This window comes from Achromobacter sp. D7-1, from assembly GCF_059760445.1.
In genome coordinates, this window is record NZ_JCBAMT010000053.1 from 1 (window position 1) to 19,025 (window position 19,025).

General features: G+C 64.0%; 21 protein-coding genes. 12 read left to right on the forward strand and 9 right to left on the reverse strand.

Features of this window, described 5'->3' with window-relative positions; genetic code table 11:
* Positions 1 to 3 precede the first annotated feature (3 nt).
* Positions 4 to 1,341, reverse strand: a complete 1,338-nt coding sequence (locus AC6LKD_RS20965; protein ID WP_498117331.1) for an MFS transporter — start codon at positions 1,339 to 1,341, stop codon at positions 4 to 6.
* An 87-nt stretch (positions 1,342 to 1,428) separates the two neighbouring features.
* Positions 1,429 to 3,066 (reverse strand): GMC family oxidoreductase, encoded by a 1,638-nt coding sequence (locus AC6LKD_RS20970; RefSeq protein ID WP_498117332.1) that lies wholly within the window; start codon positions 3,064 to 3,066, stop codon positions 1,429 to 1,431.
* A 180-nt stretch (positions 3,067 to 3,246) separates the two neighbouring features.
* On the opposite strand from AC6LKD_RS20970, the gene AC6LKD_RS20975 reads away from it, so the two are divergent.
* Entirely contained in the window at positions 3,247 to 4,092 is an 846-nt protein-coding gene (locus AC6LKD_RS20975) for an IclR family transcriptional regulator (RefSeq protein ID WP_041653882.1), read from the forward strand.
* 27 nt (positions 4,093 to 4,119) lie between these two features.
* Here AC6LKD_RS20975 and AC6LKD_RS20980 read toward each other — a convergent pair whose 3' ends face one another.
* Complete coding sequence (locus AC6LKD_RS20980) at positions 4,120 to 4,836, reverse strand: GntR family transcriptional regulator (RefSeq protein ID WP_498117333.1); 717 nt, start codon at positions 4,834 to 4,836, stop codon at positions 4,120 to 4,122.
* Positions 4,837 to 5,051: 215 nt separating this feature from the next.
* On the opposite strand from AC6LKD_RS20980, the gene AC6LKD_RS20985 reads away from it, so the two are divergent.
* Positions 5,052 to 6,023, forward strand: coding sequence for a Bug family tripartite tricarboxylate transporter substrate binding protein (locus AC6LKD_RS20985; RefSeq protein WP_498117334.1), 972 nt, complete (start codon positions 5,052 to 5,054; stop codon positions 6,021 to 6,023).
* Between the two features lie 96 nt (positions 6,024 to 6,119).
* On the forward strand, positions 6,120 to 7,310 hold the full coding sequence (locus tag AC6LKD_RS20990; protein WP_498117335.1) for a M20 aminoacylase family protein: 1,191 nt from the start codon (positions 6,120 to 6,122) through the stop codon (positions 7,308 to 7,310).
* Positions 7,311 to 7,373: 63 nt separating this feature from the next.
* Here AC6LKD_RS20990 and AC6LKD_RS20995 read toward each other — a convergent pair whose 3' ends face one another.
* Positions 7,374 to 8,813, reverse strand: coding sequence for an MFS transporter (locus tag AC6LKD_RS20995; protein WP_498117336.1), 1,440 nt, complete (start codon positions 8,811 to 8,813; stop codon positions 7,374 to 7,376).
* A gap of 45 nt (positions 8,814 to 8,858) precedes the next feature.
* Positions 8,859 to 9,287 (reverse strand): VOC family protein, encoded by a 429-nt coding sequence (locus AC6LKD_RS21000; RefSeq protein ID WP_013394199.1) that lies wholly within the window; start codon positions 9,285 to 9,287, stop codon positions 8,859 to 8,861.
* Positions 9,288 to 9,377: 90 nt separating this feature from the next.
* Here AC6LKD_RS21000 and AC6LKD_RS21005 point away from each other — a divergent pair, with 90 nt between their 5' ends.
* The 4 genes from AC6LKD_RS21005 to AC6LKD_RS21020 all read left to right on the forward strand — a co-directional run bounded on the left by AC6LKD_RS21005 (position 9,378) and on the right by AC6LKD_RS21020 (position 11,788).
* Entirely contained in the window at positions 9,378 to 9,722 is a 345-nt protein-coding gene (locus AC6LKD_RS21005; RefSeq protein WP_013394198.1) for a GFA family protein, read from the forward strand.
* A gap of 106 nt (positions 9,723 to 9,828) precedes the next feature.
* On the forward strand, positions 9,829 to 10,236 hold the full coding sequence (locus AC6LKD_RS21010; protein ID WP_013394197.1) for a carboxymuconolactone decarboxylase family protein: 408 nt from the start codon (positions 9,829 to 9,831) through the stop codon (positions 10,234 to 10,236).
* A gap of 9 nt (positions 10,237 to 10,245) precedes the next feature.
* The gene (locus AC6LKD_RS21015; RefSeq protein ID WP_498117337.1) at positions 10,246 to 10,857 is read left to right on the forward strand and encodes an LON peptidase substrate-binding domain-containing protein; all 612 of its coding nucleotides are present in this window, start codon (positions 10,246 to 10,248) and stop codon (positions 10,855 to 10,857) included.
* Between the two features lie 91 nt (positions 10,858 to 10,948).
* Positions 10,949 to 11,788 (forward strand): ParB N-terminal domain-containing protein, encoded by an 840-nt coding sequence (locus tag AC6LKD_RS21020; protein WP_492276482.1) that lies wholly within the window; start codon positions 10,949 to 10,951, stop codon positions 11,786 to 11,788.
* 47 nt (positions 11,789 to 11,835) lie between these two features.
* Here AC6LKD_RS21020 and AC6LKD_RS21025 read toward each other — a convergent pair whose 3' ends face one another.
* Both AC6LKD_RS21025 and AC6LKD_RS21030 read right to left on the reverse strand, forming a co-directional pair.
* Positions 11,836 to 12,483: an SDR family oxidoreductase gene (locus tag AC6LKD_RS21025; protein WP_013394194.1), complete on the reverse strand. Its 648-nt coding sequence runs from the start codon at positions 12,481 to 12,483 to the stop codon at positions 11,836 to 11,838.
* A gap of 101 nt (positions 12,484 to 12,584) precedes the next feature.
* Positions 12,585 to 13,505, reverse strand: coding sequence for an alpha/beta hydrolase (locus AC6LKD_RS21030; RefSeq protein WP_498117338.1), 921 nt, complete (start codon positions 13,503 to 13,505; stop codon positions 12,585 to 12,587).
* A gap of 147 nt (positions 13,506 to 13,652) precedes the next feature.
* Between AC6LKD_RS21030 and AC6LKD_RS21035 the strand changes: the two genes are divergently transcribed.
* The 5 genes from AC6LKD_RS21035 to AC6LKD_RS21055 all read left to right on the forward strand — a co-directional run bounded on the left by AC6LKD_RS21035 (position 13,653) and on the right by AC6LKD_RS21055 (position 17,306).
* Positions 13,653 to 14,252, forward strand: coding sequence for a LysR substrate-binding domain-containing protein (locus AC6LKD_RS21035; RefSeq protein ID WP_498117339.1), 600 nt, complete (start codon positions 13,653 to 13,655; stop codon positions 14,250 to 14,252).
* 90 nt (positions 14,253 to 14,342) lie between these two features.
* Positions 14,343 to 14,726, forward strand: a complete 384-nt coding sequence (locus AC6LKD_RS21040; protein ID WP_498117340.1) for a c-type cytochrome — start codon at positions 14,343 to 14,345, stop codon at positions 14,724 to 14,726.
* Positions 14,727 to 15,028: 302 nt separating this feature from the next.
* On the forward strand, positions 15,029 to 15,592 hold the full coding sequence (locus AC6LKD_RS21045; protein ID WP_498117341.1) for a hypothetical protein: 564 nt from the start codon (positions 15,029 to 15,031) through the stop codon (positions 15,590 to 15,592).
* An 86-nt stretch (positions 15,593 to 15,678) separates the two neighbouring features.
* The gene (locus AC6LKD_RS21050) at positions 15,679 to 16,320 is read left to right on the forward strand and encodes an ABC transporter substrate-binding protein (protein ID WP_498117342.1); all 642 of its coding nucleotides are present in this window, start codon (positions 15,679 to 15,681) and stop codon (positions 16,318 to 16,320) included.
* A 212-nt stretch (positions 16,321 to 16,532) separates the two neighbouring features.
* Positions 16,533 to 17,306 (forward strand): M15 family metallopeptidase, encoded by a 774-nt coding sequence (locus AC6LKD_RS21055; protein WP_498117343.1) that lies wholly within the window; start codon positions 16,533 to 16,535, stop codon positions 17,304 to 17,306.
* 72 nt (positions 17,307 to 17,378) lie between these two features.
* On the opposite strand, the gene AC6LKD_RS21060 is transcribed toward AC6LKD_RS21055, so the two are convergent.
* Together AC6LKD_RS21060 and AC6LKD_RS21065 are read right to left on the reverse strand one after the other, a co-directional pair.
* Positions 17,379 to 18,434 (reverse strand): RNA methyltransferase, encoded by a 1,056-nt coding sequence (locus tag AC6LKD_RS21060; RefSeq protein ID WP_498117344.1) that lies wholly within the window; start codon positions 18,432 to 18,434, stop codon positions 17,379 to 17,381.
* Between the two features lie 101 nt (positions 18,435 to 18,535).
* Positions 18,536 to 18,889 (reverse strand): hypothetical protein, encoded by a 354-nt coding sequence (locus AC6LKD_RS21065; protein ID WP_013394186.1) that lies wholly within the window; start codon positions 18,887 to 18,889, stop codon positions 18,536 to 18,538.
* Between the last annotated feature and the right edge of the window lie 136 nt (positions 18,890 to 19,025).

The window sequence follows — 19,025 nt, forward strand, 5'->3', positions numbered from 1 at the left end:
CGTTCAAGCCTTGCCCAATCCCCCGCGGGGCATGGCATTTGCCGCCGCCTCCAGTTCCGCCGGCTGCGCGCCGCGTCCGATCAGCATGGCGCACACCGCCGACACCACCCCCGCGAACAGCACGTACAGGCAGATCAGCCAAGGCTGGCCGCCGCCCGTCTTCAACAGCGCGGTCGCGATGATGGGCGTGATGCCCGAGGCGAAGATGCCGGAGAACTGATAGACAAAGGAAATCCCCGTGTAGCGCACCTTGGCGTCGAACAGCTCGCAGAACAGCGCCGCTTCCGGCCCGTACACGGCGGCGTACAGGATGCCGAACGGAATGATGATGGCCAGCCAGATCAGCATCACGCTGCCCTGGCTGTTGAGCATCATCCAGAAGCCGGGGAAGGACGCTGCAGCAGTGATGAGCGAGCCCCAGAAGTAGACCCGGGTGCGTCCGATGCGGTCGGACAGGCGGCCGAAGAAGGGGATGAAGAAGCACATCACCAGGGCCGCGGCCATCACGCCGATCAGCGCTTCGGTGCGCGTGATCTGTACGGTCTGCGTCAGGTACGAGATCGAGAACACGCCGAACACGTTGAAGAACACGCCGTCGATGTAGCGCGCGCCCATGCCCTTGAAGACATTGCCCGGATAGCGCTTGAGCATGTCGAAGAAGGGAATGCGGCTTTCGGCGTTGTTGGCCTTGACCGCCGCGAATTCCGGCGTCTCCTTGATGTTCAGGCGGATGTACATGCCCACCAGCACCATCGCGGCCGAGGCCAGGAAGGCGATGCGCCAGCCCCAGGCCATGAACTGCTCATCCGTCAGCAGGGTGGATAGCAGCGCCACCGTGCCAGAGGCCAGGCACAGTCCGATCGCCAGTCCGATCTGCGGCAGCGAGGCGTAGAAGCCTTTCTTGCCGGGCGGGGCGTATTCATAGGCCATCAGCACCGCGCCGCCCCATTCGCCGCCCAGCCCGATGCCCTGGAACACGCGCAGCAAGAGCAGCAGAATCGGCGCCCAGATGCCGATGCTGTCGTAGGTCGGCACCAGGCCGATCAGGAAGGTGGCGATGCCCATGATCATCAGCGTCATCACCAGCATGCTCTTCCTGCCGATACGGTCGCCGAAGTGGCCGAAGATCAGCCCGCCCAGCGGCCGGGTGATAAAGCCCACGGCGAAGGTGGTATAGGCCAGCATGGTCGAGATCGTCGGGTCGCCGGTGGGGAAGTACAGCTTGTTGAACACGATGCCCGCGACGACGCCATACAGGAAAAAGTCGTACCACTCGATGGTGGCGCCGATCAGCGACGCGGCGACGACTTTGCGCACCGCGGCTTCGTTTTGCTTGGCCATGTCTAGTCTCCTTTGGTGGGGCGGTCGGGCAATCTGCGTTGTCCTGCGCCTTGGGGGTTCTGCTATCCGGGGTCCGTCATCTCCGATTCAGGCGGCGACGCGCAGCGCCTGCGGCTGTGCTTGCCTGAGGTCCTGCAACATGAAATCGGCCGCGCGTTCGGCCAGCATCACCACGGGCACGTTGGTGTTACCTGACACCAGCGTGGGCATGATCGAGCAGTCCACCACGCGCAGTCCCGCCACGCCATGCACGCGCAGGCGCTCGTCCACCACGGCCATGGGGTCGCTGGACGGTCCCATCTTGGCGGTGCCGGACGGATGGAAGATCGTGGCGCCGTATTCGCGGCAGAAGTGCAGGATCTCGTCGTCCGTGCGCACCTCCGGCCCGGGGCGGAACTCGCGCTTCATCAGGCCGGCCAGCGGCTCGGTGGCGGCGAGTCTGCGCGCATACTTCACCGCGGCCACGGCCATGTGGCGGTCCAGTTCGGTGGACAGGTAGTTCGGCTGCATGGACGGCGCCTCGAAGGGGTCCGCGCTGCGCAGCTGGACCCGGCCGCGCGACGTGGGCCGCAGCTGGCACACCGAATAGGTGCAGCCTGAGAACGGATGCACCTTGCCGCCCGCCATGTCGGCGGACAGCGTGGCGAAATGGAACTGCGTGTCGGGCGTGCGGCTGGCCGGATCGACCCGGCAGAATACGCCGCCCTGATTGATGCCCACGGCCAGCGGGCCGCCGCGGAACAGCAGCCATTCCAGCCCCATGCGGGCGCGGCCAGTCAGGCTGCGCAACTGGTCGTTGGTGGTGATGGGGCGGGTGGTTTCGTAGATCAGACGGATCTGCAAGTGGTCCTGCAGGTTCTCGCCCACGCCTGGCAGGTCGCGCACCACGCCGATGCCGAACTGGCGCAGCAGGGCTGCGGGGCCGACGCCGGACAACTGCAACAGCTGCGGCGATTGCAGGGCGCCCGCGCACAGCACGACTTCGCGGCGGGCGCGCACGGTGTGCACCTGGCCGTTGCGGCGGTAGCGCACGCCGCAGGCGCGGCGGCCCTCGAACAGCACGGCCATGGCGTGCGCGTCGGTCTCCACGCGCAGATTGCTGCGGCCCTGCGCTGGGCGCAGGTAGGCGACGGCGGTGGAGCAGCGGCGGCCGTTGCGCGTGGTGAGCTGGTAGTAGCCCACGCCTTCCTGGTCGCCGGTATTGAAGTCCTGCACATGCGGCAGGCCCAGCTTTTGCGCGGCGCCGATCAGCGCTTCCACCAGCGGATGCGCGGTCTTGATCGAGGTGGCGTTGAGCATGCCTTCGGTGCCGCGCGTGGGGCCAGGACCCAGGTCATTGTTTTCCAGCTTGCGGAAGTAGGGCAGGCATTCGTCCCAGCTCCAGCCTGGATTGCCGGCAGCGGCCCAGGCGTCGTAGTCGCGTCGCTGGCCGCGGATGTAGATCAAGCCGTTGATGGAGCTGGAGCCGCCCAGCGTGCGGCCGCGCGGCCAATAAATGCGCCGGTCCAGCATGCCGGGGTCAGGGTCGGTGTAGTAGCCCCAGTTCAGGACCTTGTGGAACATCGTCTTGCCATAGCCGATGGGGATGTGTATCCACGGGTTGCTGTCCTTGGGGCCGGCTTCCAGCAGGCAGACGCTATGCGTGCCGCTGGCGCTCAGCCGGTTGGCCATCACACATCCGGCCGAGCCGGCGCCAACCACGATGTAATCCACGGTATCGGACATGTCCGCAAGCTCTCCCTGCAGCCGGGCGCCGCGCCTGGCCTACGGCGCGTTAACCCTGCTTGTCGTTGTGGGGCGCACTTATATACTGGATCGATGCCGGGGCTTGGGTGCTCCGTCATTTGTGGCGATTCTAGGAAGCACGCGCGCAGAACAAAGCACAACAGGCGCAGGGGCGGAAAAGTGGAACAGAATATGCAGATTCAGTTTCAAAATCGCGGTGCAGCATCGGCGCAGCAGGCCGACGACGCCGCGACCCAACAGGAAGCCGCGCGTTCGCTGCGCGCGCTGGTGGTGCTGGACCACCTGGCGCGAGCCCAGCATCCGCCCACCCTGGCGCAACTGGCGCAGCGGCTGGATATGCCCAAGACCACCTTGATGCGCCTGCTGGCGGCCATGCAGCGCGCCGGCTATGTCGCCGCCACCCCCACCGAGAACGGCTTCGTGCCCGGGCCGCAGGCCGCCACGCTGGCGCTCGCCACCTTGCGCGCATCTGCCTTCTCGCGCGCCTGCCGCGCCGTGCTGGCACAGCTTGTCGGCACCTTGGGCGAAACCTGCAACTTGACCGCGCCTGACGGCGATCGCGTGATCTACATGGAACGGGTGGAAACCGAGGAGCCGCTACGCCTGTTCTTCGCGGTCGGCAGCCACGTGCCCATGCATTGCACCGCCAGCGGCAAGCTGTTCCTGGCCTCTATGAACCGGTTGGAGCGCGGGCGGGTGCTGGCGCGCCTGCCGCTCACGCGCAATACGCCGCGCACGCTGACGGACCCGGCCAGGCTGGAAGAAGAACTCGAACGGTTGGCGGCGCGTGGCATCGGCATCGACAACGAGGAATTCGTGCGCGGCATGAGCGCCGTGGCCGTGCCGGTGCGCGATGCGGACGACCGGGTGGTGGCGGCGGTGGCCTGCCATGCACCGACCGCCCGGGTCATGCTCGATGATCTGCTGCGCGCGGTGCCCGTACTGGAACGCGCGGCAAGATCCATGCACGAGGTGCTGGCGCAGCATCGCGCCGGCGCGGCTTGACCGCGCGCTTCGCGGGCCGGCCGCGGTTCATGCTTGAGGATTGAACAGGTCCGGCGGCAAGCGCGCCACCGCGTCGTAGGTAAGCCGGATATGAGCGGCCAGCAGGTCACAGGCGCGGTCGGCATCGCGGGCCAGCGTGGCGTCCAGAATGCCCTTGTGTTCGTCGTCCAGGTTACGGGCGATGGGCTTGCGCGTGACGGTCAGGCGGCGGTAGCGCTCGGCCTGCTGGTACAGGATTCCCAGGAAATGATGCAGCCAGCGCGAGGGACAGGCGCGGATCAGTTCGCGGTGGAATTCGCGATTGCGCTGTTCCCATTCCTCGAATCGGGTGTCGGGGTCAGCGGCCAGGCGCTGTTCGGCCTTGCTCAGGCGGTGGAAGGCGGCGAGCACGGCGCTTTCCCAGTCGTCGTCGCCCAGGGCGATGGACTGCCGCAAGGCCTGGGTTTCCAGCAGCACCCGGTTCTCGGCGATGTCGCGGAAGTCTTCCAGCGAAATCGGCGTGACGTGAAAGCCGCGCTGTCCCTGGGCGATGACCAAAGCATCCGACACCAGCAGCGCCAGCGCTTCGCGTAGCGTGCCCGCGCCCACGCCGTAATCGTCCTTCAGGTGTTCGACCCGCAGGCGCGATCCTGGCGGGTGCACGCCCTGGATGATGTCGCGGCGCAGGTTGACATAGGCCGCGCCGACCAGGGTGTTGGCCGAGGCTGAATGGGCAAGCGGAGGGAGGGTGGCGCCTTCTGACATGGGGGCTACTTTATCACTGTGATAAAAAAATCTCGATAAAAATTATTGACGCCGAGATTTATGCTGCTTATCGTAGAAAAAAGCGTCGAGACGACGACCGGCATGAAGCCGGCGGCAGGCGCAACCAGGAGACAAGCAGAGTGATACGGCTACACGACGTCCGGCAGGCCCGGCTGCGCACCCGCAATCCGTCCAAAACGCCCGCGCGGAGACCGATGTTGCGCCGCATGGCGGCCTGCGTGGCCGCGTTGGCGGCGCTTGCCGCAAGCCCCTGGGCCAGCGCCGAGAACTGGCCGGCCCGGCCCGTGACCATCCTGGTCAACGGCGGTCCCGGCAGCTTGCCGGACCTGTTCGCCCGGCCCTTGGCCGAGCGCCTGCACCACGCCCTGGGCCAGCCCGTGGTGGTCGAAAACAAGCCCGGCGCAGGCGGCATGCTGGCGATGCAGCAGCTGAAATCCGCGCCGGCCGACGGCCACACGCTGGCCCTGGTCACCAACGCCCACCTGGTGTGGAACCCCTACATTTTTCCGGCCCTGACCTACGATCCGGCGCGCGACCTGCAGCCGGTCAGCCCGCTGGCGGTCATCCCCATGGCGCTCACGGTCAATGACAAGCTGCAGGCCAAGTCCCTGGACCAGTTGCTGGCGCTGGCGCGCCAGAAGCCCGGTCGGCTGAACTACGCGTCCTCCGGCAACGGCAGCCCGCCCCATGTGCTGTTCGAGATGCTGCGCGAACAGGCCGGCGTCGACATCATGCACGTGCCGTTCAAGACCGGCACCGGCGCGCTGAACTCCGTGCTGGCGGGCGACACGGAAATCTATTTCGCCGGCACCGCCCTGGTGGAACCCATGGTCAAGGAAGGACGCTTGCGCGTGCTGGCCATGAGCGAGACCGTACCCGATGCGGCTTTCGGCAAGGCGCCGACGCTGGCCGCCAGCCATTTCACGGGCTTCGAGGGCGCGGTGTGGCTGGGCGTGGCCGCGCGCGCCGGCACGCCGGACGCCATCGTGCAGCGGCTCAACGAAGAAATCGGCCGCGCGCAGCAGGACGGCGCGCTCAAGCAGATGTACGCCAGCCACGGCTCGCTGCCGTACCATCTGGCGGCGGCGGCCTTTGCCCAGCGGGTTGCTGCAGAGCGCGACACTTCCGGTCCCGTGCTGCGCAAGCTGGGCATCAAGCCCGATTGAATTCCCCCTTTCCAACCCGAGGGCCTGCGCAAGGCTCGCGTCAGTGCGTAACAGCCCTCTAATTCCGGGCTCCGCTTGCGGAGCCCGCAGCAGCTTATGAACCTGATCGAAGAGATTGTTGAAAACTCCCCGTCCATCCGCGACATCCGCAGGGACATCCATGCGCATCCGGAACTGGCGTTCGAAGAGAACCGCACCTCCGACCTGGTGGCCCAGCTGCTGGAAAGCTGGGACATCCCGGTGCATCGGGGCTTCGGCAAGACCGGCCTGGTGGGCGTGATCCGCAACGGCGAATCCGGGCGCACCCTGGGCCTGCGCGCCGACATGGACGCGCTGCCCATGCATGAGGTCAACCAGTTCAGCCACGCCAGCAAGCATCCCGGCGTGATGCACGCCTGCGGCCACGACGGCCACACCGCCATGCTGCTGGGCGCGGCTCAGCATCTGGCCCGCCATCGCAACTTCGACGGCACGGTCTACCTGATCTTCCAGCCCGCCGAAGAGCGCGGCGGCGGCGCGCGCGAGATGATGCGCGACGGCCTGTTCGAGAAATTCCCCATGGAAGCCGTGTTCGGCATGCACAACATGCCGGGCATCCCGGTCGGCTGCTTCGCCTCGTCCGCGGGGCCGGTGCTGGCGTCCAACAGCGAATTCCACGTGACCATACGCGGCAAGGGCGGCCACGCGGCCATGCCGCACCTGGCCATCGATCCCATACCCGCGGCGGCCCAGATGATCGAGGCCTTCCAGACCATCATCAGCCGCAACAAGAAACCGCTGGAGACGGCAGTCATCTCGGTGACCACGGTGCAGGCGGGCGGGGTCGTCAACGTCATCCCCGACACCTGCGAACTGCGCGGCACGGTGCGCGCCTACACCCGCGAAACGCTGGACCTGATCGAGCGCCGCATGGGCGAGGTCGCGCAGCACGTGGCCGGCATGTTCGGCGCGCAGTGCGAATTCGTTTTCACGCGGCACTATCCGTCGACCATCAACCACGAGGCCGAGACCGCCTTCATGCGCACCGCGTTGACCCAGGTGGTGGGCCAGGAGCGCGTGCTAGTGCAGGCGCCCATCATGGCGGCCGAGGACTTTTCCTTCATGCTGGAAGAGGTGCCCGGCAGCTATTGCTTCATCGGCAACGGCGAAGGCGACCATCGCGAACCTGGCCACGGTGAAGGTCCGTGCCTGGTCCACAACACCAGCTACGACTTCAACGACGCGTTGCTGCCGATCGGCGCCAGCGCCTTCGTGAAGCTGGCGGAGAACTGGATGCCGCGCAAGTAGCGGCAACGGCGGCGCGGGCGGGCAGGGCACTGTCCGTCCGACCGCGCGCCGCAAAATCCGGGTTCAGTGTGTGGTACCGGCCTGGACCGACAACTCATGGTTGCGTGTGCGCACCAGCAGCGCGCTCAGCACCGCGGCAAGCGCCGCGATCAGCGCGCCCGCCAGAAAGGTCAGCTGATAGCCGCCATTCAGCGCCACGGCCGGTGCCGCGCCAGCGGCGGCCAGGCCCGCGCTGCGCGCCGCGGCCAGACTGGCCAGCACCGCCAGGCCCAATGCGCCGCCCATCATGAAAGCGGTGTTGACCACGCCCGAAGCCAGGCCCGACTGGCTGGGCTCCACATCGCTCATCGCGGCCAGCAGCATGGGATTGAAGGCCACGCCCGCGCCCAGGCCCAGCAATAGCATGCCGGGCAGCACGTCCGCGGCGAAGCTGCCGTCCACCGGCGCGCGCGCAAACAGCGCCAGTCCCAACGCTGCCATGAACAGGCCCGTGGCCAACGGCGCGCGGATGCCGAAGCGCATCACCAGCTTGGCCGACAGGCCCAGCGAGAAAGCCGCCATGATGAGGTTGGCCGGCAGGAAGGCCAGGCCCACTTCCATAGGGCTATAGCCCAGCACCAGCTGCATGTACAGCGCCGACACGAAGAACCACGCGAACATGGCAGCAGCCCACAGCACGCCCACGACGTTGGCGGTGGCCACGTTGCGCAGGCGGAACAGGCCCAGCGGCATCAGCGGCGATTCCACCCGCGCCTCGATGGTCAGGAACAGGATCATCAGCGCGGCGGCCGCGCCCAGCAGGGTCAGCGACTGCGTCGACGTCCAGCCGGCTTCATTGCCATTGACCACGGCATACACCGCCAGCATGAGCGAGGCCGTGACGCTGAGCGCGCCGGCCACGTCCAGCCGGGTACCCGCGGCGGCGGGCCGGGCGGCCGGAATCAGCCGCAGGCACAGCGCATAGACCACTACGCCGATAGGCAGGTTGACCAGAAATATCCAGTGCCAGGACAGCGCGCTGGTGAGCAACCCGCCCAACAGCACCCCGATGCTGCCGCCGCCCGCACAGACAAAGCCGTACACGCCCATGGCGCGCGCCCGTTCGCCCGTTTCGGTGAACAGATTCATGATGAGCGACAGCGACACCGCCGACACCACCGCGCCGCCCAGGCCTTGCGCGGCGCGTGCGCCGATCAGCAGGGCCTGGTTCTGCGCCAGGCCACAGGCCAGCGAGGCGATGGTGAAGACCACCAGGCCCGCCAGGAACATGCGGCGGTGGCCCAGCAGGTCGCCCAGCCGCCCACCCAGCAGCAGGAAGCCGCCGAACGTCAGCATGTAGGCGTTGACCACCCAGACCAGCGAGGTCTCGGTGAAATGCAGGTCTTCGCGAATAGAGGGCAGGGCGACGTTCACGATGGTGGTGTCCAGCACGATCATCAACACGCCCAGGCAAAGCACCATCAGCGCCCACCAGCGTTGCTTGCCGTGTATTCCATGCGTCATCAGTTGTTGCTCCGTGGATGGCGGCTCGATCCGCCGTCTTGCTTCTTAGTGGGAAACGCGCCCGCCGCTGACCATCCAGCGGGTGCCGTAGCGGTCTATCAGCGAGCCATGGGCTTCGGCCCAGAAGGTCTTCTGCAGCGGCATCGTAATACTGCCGCCATCGGCCAGCAGCTCGAAGACGCGCTGCGCGTCCGAGACCGTGGGATAGGCCAGGGACAGGGCCACGCCTTGCTTGCCAGGGTAAGGATGCCCGGCGGTGGCGTCGCTGCCCATCAGCGTCTGCTCGTCCAGGCCCAGGCGCGCGTGCATGATGCGCCCGGCGTCTTCGTCCGACAGGACCGGCATGGCGGCGTCGGGCGGCGCGTCCGCATAGCGGATCATGGCCTCCATCCGGCCGCCCAGCACGCGTTCGTAGAACTGCATGGCTTCGGCGCAATTGCCGTCAAAGCTGAGGTAGGCGGATAGTTGGGGCATGATCTCTCCAGAGTGGTGAACGGACGGTGCCAGGAGGGCGGCGCCGCTCTATGATGGAAGCCCGACCCTCACATACCAAGGAGCCCGGCCATGCTGAAAGGAAGCTGCCATTGCGGACAGATCGCATTTGAAGTCGACGGCGAACCGTCCCAGGTCCTGGAATGCAATTGCTCGCACTGCATCCGTAAAGGCTATCTGCTGTGGTTCGTGCCCCGCGCCAGCGTGCGCCTGGCCACGCCCGCCAGCGGCTTGTCGACCTACCGGTTCAACAAGCACGTGATCTCACACCATTTCTGCGCCAATTGCGGCTGCGCGCCATTCGGCTTCGGCGTAGGCGCCAAGGGCGAAGAGACCGCGGCGGTGAACGTGCGCTGCCTGGAAAACGTGGATCTGAACGCCTGGCCCCGCATTCCGTACGACGGCCGCAGCGTCTGAGCGCCGCGAACCGGGCTACATCATAGGGCATGGCTGCGCCGCGCGATATGGCGAGTGCGTGACATGTCTTTTCATCGAATTGAACTAGTTTCCAGGGAAGCGCCGCATGAGCACCGTAACACTGCTGTCCGACGAAGACGTACGCAAAAGCCCGCAAGCCTGGGCCGTGTTCGAAGACATCCGCGCCACGCGCAAGTCGGATTTCATCAACAACTTCTGGCGCGCCCTGGCCAACGATCCGCCGCAGCTGGAGCGGGTCTGGGGCCAGCTCAAACAGGTCATGATGGCCGACGGCGAACTCTCGCCGCTGGTGCGTGAAATGATCTACATCGCCGTGTCCACCGCCAACGGCTGCACCTACTGCATCCACTCCCACACCGCCGCCGCGCGCGCCAAGGGCATGACCGACGGCCAGCATGCCGAACTGCTGGGCGTGATCGGCATGGCCGCGCAGACCAACGCCATGGTCACCGCCATGCAAGTGCCCGTCGACGAGGCATTCATCGTGAAATAGGAGGCCGCCATGTCTCTGATTCCGCTGTTTCCGCTATCCAACGCGCTGTTTCCCGCCGGCGTGCTGCATCTGCGCATCTTCGAGGTGCGCTACCTGGACATGATCCGACGATGCATCGCGGACGGCAGCGAGTTCGGCGTGGTGGGCCTGCTGTCGGGCCAGGAGGTTCGCACGCCGGAGGGCACGGAGACGCTGGCACCGGTGGGTACGATGGCGCGCATCGAATCGTGGGACGCGCCCATGCCGGCCCTGCTGGAGCTGCGCTGCGTCGGCACCAGCCGCTTCCGGCTGCTTTCCAGCGAGGTGGCAAAATACGGCCTTTGGATGGGCCAGGCCGAGCCCATCCCCGACGACCCGCCCGCGCCCGTGCCGGCGGCCATGCAGCCTAGCGCCGACGCGTTGGGACGCCTGGTCGCCCAATGGCAGCAAGACGGGGTGTCCCCCGAAAGAATGCCCCTGGGCCCGCCGTTCCGGCTCGACGACAGCGGCTGGGTCGCCGATCGCTGGTGCGAACTGCTGCCGCTGCCGCCCGACGACAAGGCCGCCTTGCTCGCCATGACCGATCCGGTGGCGCGCCTGGCGGCAATCCAGGACGTGCTGCGGGGGCAGGGGCTGGCTTAGGACAGATCAAGGGCTGGTTTAGGGCAGATGCCAGGGGCCTCGTATGGCTCGTATTGCGTGCCGGGCCTCGGCGTAACCGTATTTGGACACCATGGAAATCAGGATAGACGAGGGCCTGCGCGCCTACATAGACCCCTTGACCGACGACGAGCGCGAAGCGCTGGAACGCAGCCTGCTGGCCGAAGGCTGCCGGGACGCCCTGGTGCTATGGGGCGATCTGCTGGTCGACGGCCACAACCGCCATGCGCTCTGCATGAAGCACGGCATCCCCTTCGAGACCCGCCAGAACACCTCGTTCAAGTCCATCGAGGACGTGCACCTATGGATGATCGAAAACCACCTGGGCCGGCGTAGCGTGTCCGACTTCCAGCGTGGGGTGCTGGCGTTGCGCAAGAAGGAAATCCTGCAGGCGCGCACCCCCTCGGCGCCCGCGTCTGACGATCCGCCTTGGGACGAAGACTCCGGCGAACCGCCGCCGTTGCCGGCCGCAGTCGTGTCGCAGGCGCTGAGCCGGCAGGCCCTGGCTCGGGCTGCACGGATCAGCAGCAATACCTTGGGGCAGATCGAGAAGATCCAGAAGGCTGCGGCGCCGGAACTGGTGCGGGCGGTTAAGGATGGGGCGATATCCATCAACGCTGCGGCGGCGGTGGCGACGTTGCCGCCCGAGCGCCAGGCTGCGGCCGTGGCTGGCGGCAGGAAGGAATTGCAGCAGGCAGCCCGGGAAGTCCGCCAGGCCAAGGCGCCGCCGCCGCGGGAGGCGGTGCCGGATATTCCTATTGAGAATATTGCTGATCTGCCGGCCGAGGTGGCGCGGCTACGCGAGCTGCTGACCCGGCTGACGGATGAGCGGGATCAGCTTAAGAAGAAGGTGATGCATTTGACGGTGGCGCTGGCTGAGGCTCGGAATGCGTCGGCGGGAGGGGATGATTGAAGGCTTGGGTGGCGTAGGGGGCGGGAACTGAGTAGAGAAGCTTCGAATCAAGCGAAAGCTGGCTTGTCGCCGGCGGTATTGGGCTTGTTCACCCCCACGTTGGCGCGCACCAGCCGCTCGGGGTGCGCTACCAGTTCCGTCACCAACGCTGCCACGCTCTTGCGCGATACTTCGGTGCCCTTGAATGGCTCGTCCCGCCCGGTGATCTCGTAGTCCACTTCCTCTTCGTTCTGCAGCCAGGCAGCACGCAAGATGGTGTAGTCGGTATCGGACGCCTCGATCAGATCCGCCGACTTGCGGTAAGGCGGCAGGTACTGGCCGATCTCGTGGCGGTTCCATTCGCCGAACTTGCCAGGCACTTCGTCATAGATACCCAGCGAATTCACGATGATCAGGCGCTTGACGCCCTTGGACCTCATCACCGCGAGGATGTGCGCAGTCTGTTTGTCCACGTCACCCGCCAGATTGGCATAGACCACATCCTGTCCCTCCATAAGCTGGGGCAGCAGCTTCTTGTCCATCACATCGCCGATGGCGATTCTGGCGTTGGCGGGTTCCGCGCTGGTGAGCTTCTTGGGGTCGCGCACCAGCAGGGTCTGTTCGAGATCCTTGCGCTCGCCCAGCATCTGTACGACCCAGCGGGCAATTTGGCCGCTCGCGCCCAGGATCAATACCTTGGTCATGGCCTTGGTCATGTTGTTCCTCTCCAAATGAATCGGCCCAGCCGTCTCCGGCGGGGCCGATGGCTTGTTCTCGCAGAAGGTCGGGGAGCCGCAGGCTCGCGCTCAGCCTGCGTTTACAGGTTTTCCTGATAGAAGGGGATCAGCTTGGCCAACGCCTGGCCGACCGGCTCGGGCTTGTCGTACAGGTCATAATGCGACCAGCCTTCGACCACGACCCACTCCTTCTTCTTCGAGGCGGCGCGGCCAATGATCTCGCAGCCGTCGCGGTAGGCGCCAAAGGCCCCGACCTGATCGCCGACCACCACCATCAAGGGCTGCGTCAACAAGGTCTCGCAGAGGTGAAAAGCATCCCAGCCTATGGCCGCGGACTGGTGCGAGAACAGCGCACGGTTCAGGCCATTGGGCGCGCGGCCACGGTCACTGCGGTAGTACTCGGTGGCGCCCAGCACGTCAATTTCCTTGATGCCCGCTTCCTTGGCTGCCTCGGGCGAGGGCGGCAGCAGGTCGTCCACGCGCAGCGCGGCCCCCCGGGCCTCTGCCGTGCGCTGCTTGGCCATGGCCTCCAGCGCGCCGATAGGATCAAATCCGCTGAAGCCTTCGCGCATCAGGCGGCCATAGTTCGCGCCCGTGACGGTGCCCACGGCCTTGATCCGGCGCTCGGTCATGGCGGCGTTAATGGAGTAGCCGCCGCCTCCGCAAATGCCCAGCACGCCGATGCGTTCTTCGTCCACATAGGGCAGCGTCACCAGGTAGTCGCACACCACCCGGAAGTCCTCGACGCGCAGCGTGGGGTCTTCGGTGAAACGCGGTTCGCCACCGCTGGCGCCCTGGAAGCTGGCATCGAAGGCGACCACGACGAAACCTGCCTTGGCCAGGGCCTCGCCGTAGACCTTGCCCGAGGTCTGCTCCTTGCAGCTTCCTATGGGGTGCGCACTGATGATTGCCGGGTACTTCCTGCTTTTGTCGAAATCCGGCGGGAAGTACAGGTCCGCCGCAATGTCCCAGTAGGTGTGCTTGATCTTGACGCTTTGCATGATGCGCTCCTGGTGGCCGCTAAGTAGGAATTGCCGGGCCACTTTTCTCTGAAGGCGCAAGCCCAAGCCCGATGAATGCACTGTACGCCGTGCATTTGGTTAGCCATAGCCCTCAATCCGAACTACAGTAGTATTTCCAAATTGACAATGAGCGTTGCATGGACCCGTCATTGTTTGCAGGAGTTTTGTACGCGCTACCCCAGGCTGCAACTGGAACTGGTCATGGACGATGCCCTGGCCAACATCGTGGCCGAAGGCTGCGATGCGGGCATACGCATAGGCGAGAGCCTGGCCGAACACATGGTGGCGGTGCCGATCACGCCAGCGCTGGAAATGGCGGTAGTGGCCACGCCCGCATACTTCGAGCAACATGGCTTGCCCGTCACGCCAGCAGACCTGTCCCGGCACAACTGCCTGCGTTTCAGGCAGACCCGGGGTGCGATCCACCCGTGGGAATTCACCTCGCCCGAGGTAGGCGGACACACCTTCACCGTGGAGCCTCAGGGCCGCATCATCACCAACGACGACGACGGAATGATCCGCGCCGCGTTGCAAGGCGCTGGACTCATGCAGCACATCGACATCGCTGTCCGGCAACATCTGGAGTCCGGCGCGCTGGTGCGTGTGCTGCACAACTGGTGCAAGCCCTTCGCGGGGTTCTATATCTATGCGCCAACTCGGGCCCAGATGCCCGCCAAGGTGCGTGCGTTGATTGATTTTCTGGTCGAGAAGCGCGAGGGCCGCTGACTGTGCTTCGGAACTGTAGTCTGGCACCAATTTTCTTGCTACGAGTCTATACTCGGCGGCCCGCCAATTTGCCTGATACGACAAGGCCAAATGAAAGCAAGAGAATTAGTCCTCGCCACGCTAGGAGCGTGGGTGTTGACTCAACCATCACTATCTTTCGCACAGAACCTCAATGGGAAGAATCTCTACACCCAGAGATGCGCGATGTGCCACGGCGCAGATATCAAGGGCTCGGGGCCACTGGCCAAGAAAAGCAATCCTCCCACGCCCGACCTCACAACGACTGCGTTCAAGAAGCGACTCAATGAATATCCGGGTGTCATAGTCTCGTCGGTAATCCTTCGTCCGAACGGAGATCTGATTCCGAGAACGTTGAGAGAGAACGGCGTGAAGCTGGCGCCGCACTCCTGGACCGTTCAGGATTTTCGGGATTTGAACAAGTACATGAGCGATGTGATTTCCAAAAGCCGATGATGGCGTGTTGACAGGCTGACTGCGCTATCTAACTCGTTCGAAATCGAGCCGCCAGGGCTGAGACTGGTCAGTTTTTGCGATCCGGATCAAGGCGGACGAGGTGGCCTGCATCAGATTCGACGGACTTGATGGATCGGGCCGGGAAAGGGGAGCTTAGGGCTGTGTCACCGTATCGCCCGGAAGCATCGGATTGCTCCTTCCGGGCTAGTTACTTACACCGCGATCACGAATAACCTACTCGTTCAAAAAGAGAATGGGGGGCGATCATGAGGAATTGGCTATGCGGTGCGGGCGTGATAGGCATGCTGCTGGCTGGTCCGGCTGACGCGCAATACGTCGCCACCTGGGAGGATCCTGCGGGAGTGTGGAAGGGGCCTGCGGCAAATCAACCTGGGACCGATCTGAATTTTGCAGAAGGAGCTGCGCATCGGGCCTGCCTGGATCGCGGTATCCCCAAGCTTTGGAACCGCGCCGCGAAAGTGACGGAGAAGGCTACCGGGAAGGTCATGCTGGAACTGGACTGCAACGCGGAGCGAGCTAAAACCAAGGAACTCCAGGCGGCAACAAACCCGCCGCAGGACACCACGATGTATCAGGCGTACTGGCAGGAACAATCCGGCCAGTGGAAAGCGACGGTTACCGCTCCGCGCCATCCTGGGCTACTACTCTCTTCCGCAAAAGGCTATGCATACGAAGCATGCAAGGATCGGGGCAATCCGAAAGACCTGAAGCTGGCGTCGAAGGTCACGGAAAAGAATACCGGGAAGGTGGTGCTGGAACTCGACTGCAACGCGGAGCGCGCGAAGTTAAAGGCCGGCAGCAACGCGGCAAAGCCTGGCCGGGAGGCCGCGAGCGCTAAACAGTAGTGTCCCGCGACTCGAAGTTTGCTCACCGAGCACAGGCGTCTTGCGTAGGACGCGTGCATTCTCCACGGCTGCTGGATGAAAAAAAGATGCAATACGTGCTTGCGAAACTTCTGCTGCTGAGCTTTCTTTTGATGGGATCGCCCGGAAGTGGAACCGCGCAGCCCTCTCAAAAACCGGATGCCGATGCCAAAGGGGTTGCAGTGGCACTTCTAGCTATGGCGAACCCGCAGAAAGAGACCAAGCAAGCGTTCGCTCAACGTGTTGGCCCCACCTTCAAGCGCCTGGTAGCAACCGAGACCATGACGCGAGTTGTACTGGGACCGGCATGGGGATCGATGTCAGCGGCAAGGCAGGCAGAAGCCGTTGAACTTTATAGCCGGTTCCTGATGAGGACCCTCCAAGGCACCTTCGAAGGCCTGTTGCCCTCGCAGTTTGTATTGGAGTCTGGAGAGATGTTCCGAAGCAAGCCAAGCTCGGTTGCTGTGATCCAGATCACCTGCCTCACGCTGAAGATGGCGGACTGCATTTACTATTCGGCGAAATCGAAGGCCAACGAGTTCACCATGGAGTTTCAACTTCTCTATATAGATGGTAAATGGCAGATGGTCGAAATGTATGTGAGCGGGATGTCCGTTCAGCAGGCCCATTATTCGAATTTCAGCTCCATTATCAAGTCCAGTTCGGTCGAAAGTTTTCTGGAAAAACTTCGCGCACGGGTCGATAACTGATCTGGCCACAATGCCGGCCATCCGGCCGAATTCAAAAGCCGTCCTGTCTGCTACGGGCCGGCTGATCCGCGCTCAGGAAATGTTGTCGAACAACAATTTCGCTATCTGGATACTGCGGAAATTTCAGTCTGGTACCTATTTTATTTTTTGCACAGCTAGGTGTGTCGTAGTGTTCCGATCTGATTTCAGGCAAGCGCCTAAATGGAGGACCTATGCTTGAACGTAGCTATCTCAGCAACAGCTTCACCGTCTCGGATCCCGACGCGCGGTTGAGGCAAGCAAACAATCTCATGGCTTTCGAAACGGCCAACGGAAAAATCCGAATAATACCGAAAGGAATTGTCGTACGTGTTGATGCGATTCAACGCTTGCAGACTGGAGCAAAGAAGGTCGCGTTGTTTGCGCATGCCGTCCGAGAAGATGGCGAGCCACTTGGCTGGACCTCGACAAAGAACTTTGACGGCGGGTTTATCAATGAGACACTGGATCTGCTCAAGCCCGCGGCTGGAAGTGGAAAGTTCGGTTCTAATGCCGCCTGGTCGCATGGCGCCTACATTGGCCAGATTGACGTCGTCGAAATAATCGATTCGAAGATGGAAATTGAGCATCTTTCTATTGATACCGTTTCGCCATATCTGGAAATGGTTGGTGAGGCGAAGTCGTCGGGTGTCAACCTCACTATCAATAGCGGGTTCCGATCCTATCCGGAGCAGAAGATGTTGTGGGATGGGTATGTCAAGCGTCTTCCCGGATTCAATTTGGCTGCGAAGCCCGGCAACTCAAACCACCAGAACGGAATCGCCATCGATATTGCTGTCGCCGGCGCGGACGGCAACGAGGTTTATGAGTGGCTAAAACAAAGCGCGCCTCGGTTTGGATTCGTTCGCACCGTCAGTGGTGAGCCATGGCATTGGGAATACGATCCCGGACGCGCTCAGCAGGCGTTTCAAAATGGGACCTACAAAATTCCATCTGTGAATGACTGACTAGGCGAATCTCTGCGGAACTGCTCGTGAACCCGTAAACAGAGAAAGGTTCGGACTACGGGCGGTCCCGTCCTAGGTAGCTTCCAGCTTTGCAATGCGCGTGCGGCGCAGTTCGACCACCTGCGCCGCGCCGACAGCCCGCGCGCGCAACTGCCCACAGCCTCCATCCACGTCCTGCCCGGCGCTATTCCTCACCTTGGTCAGCACGCCACGGCTTTGCAGAGAGCGGACGATCTCGTGGATGCGCTCGGTATCGGGGCGTTGGTAGTCATCCCCTTCGAGACTATTGAAGGGAATGACGTTGAGCACGCCGTACTTGCCCTTGAGCAAGCGCACGACCGCATCGAGTTCGTCGTCGCCGTCGTTGATGCCCTTGAGCAGCGTCCATTGATACTGGATCGGATAGTCGGTGTCGCGGGCGTATCTCTCGCCCAGTTCGACCAGTTCCTCGGGCCCAATTTTCGGCGCGCGCGGCAGCAGATGTGCGCGCAGTTCGGCCTTGGTCGTGTGCAGCGACAGCGCCAGCGCGGGCTTGACGCGTTGTTGGGGCAGGGCCTCGAACACGCGCAGGTCGCCCACGGTGGAGAACACGAGATTCTTGTGGCCGATATTGCCCTCGGTGCCGAGCAGGTCGATGGCTTCGAGCACGTTGTCGAGGTTGTGCGCCGGTTCACCCATGCCCATGAAGACGACCTTCTTCACCGCGCGCTGACGCCGCGCCAGCACGACTTGGGCAAGGATTTCCATGCTAGTGACCTGGCGGATCAGGCCGCTCTTGCCGGTCATACAGAAGCGGCAGCCGACCGCGCAGCCGACCTGCGTGGAGACGCAGAGTCCGTCGCGCGGCAACAGCACGCTTTCCACCATCTGCCCGTCGGCGAGTTCGACCAGCAAGCGCGAGCCGTCGTTGCCGGCGTGTTCGGAGCGGACGCGGGCGAGGGCGTCCAGTTCCGCCGTCAAGACGGGCACGGCGTCGCGCAGCGCAAGAGGCAGAAAGTGTTCGGCGCTCCGGCGTCGCGTCCCGGTGTCGAGCGCTTGCCCTTGCAGCCAGACGCGCAGGATCCGGCCACGATGGACGGGCAGGGCGCCGAGAGCGGCGAGGCGTTGGTCGAAGTCGGAGTAGCGCATGGGGGGCGCATTTTACCCTGGCGCTGGAACGGGCTGCTGGAGGGTAGATGGTCTCGTTGGCGACCACTGGGTTCCCTACACCCGCTCCAATCCCTCTCATATCACGCCGCTTCCCACAGCGCCGCTGTCAGACCCAGCAGCAGCAGTACCGCCGACGCGATGAACCATCGCACGGTTTTCCGGTATTCATCCTCGGCGTCATCCTCCAAGCGCAAGGCGCGGTAAAGAGCAATTATCTGCAGCAGGCTGGCGAGCACCAGGGACAGGCCCGGCAGTATGGACAGCGCGCTCCAATCGCCCGGCGCGTCGAAGCCCCAGTAGCGCAGGAAACCCAGCGAAAAGCCCAGCAATACCGTGATGGCCGTAATCAATCCCGCCCGATAGCCCTGGGGCAGTTCGCGGGGCCTGTGGCTGCGGGTCCGTACCAAGTCGTCGTCTGGCGTTTCCGGTGTCATCACTGAGATACTCCGCACTGAGTACGCTACGACCCACCCGCTACCGGCTTATGTGGGAGCGAAAACTGAACTCCTGCCGTCACGCGGGGCCAGGTTGAATTGATTATGGCTGATATCGCAGCGCACAGGGGCTGTT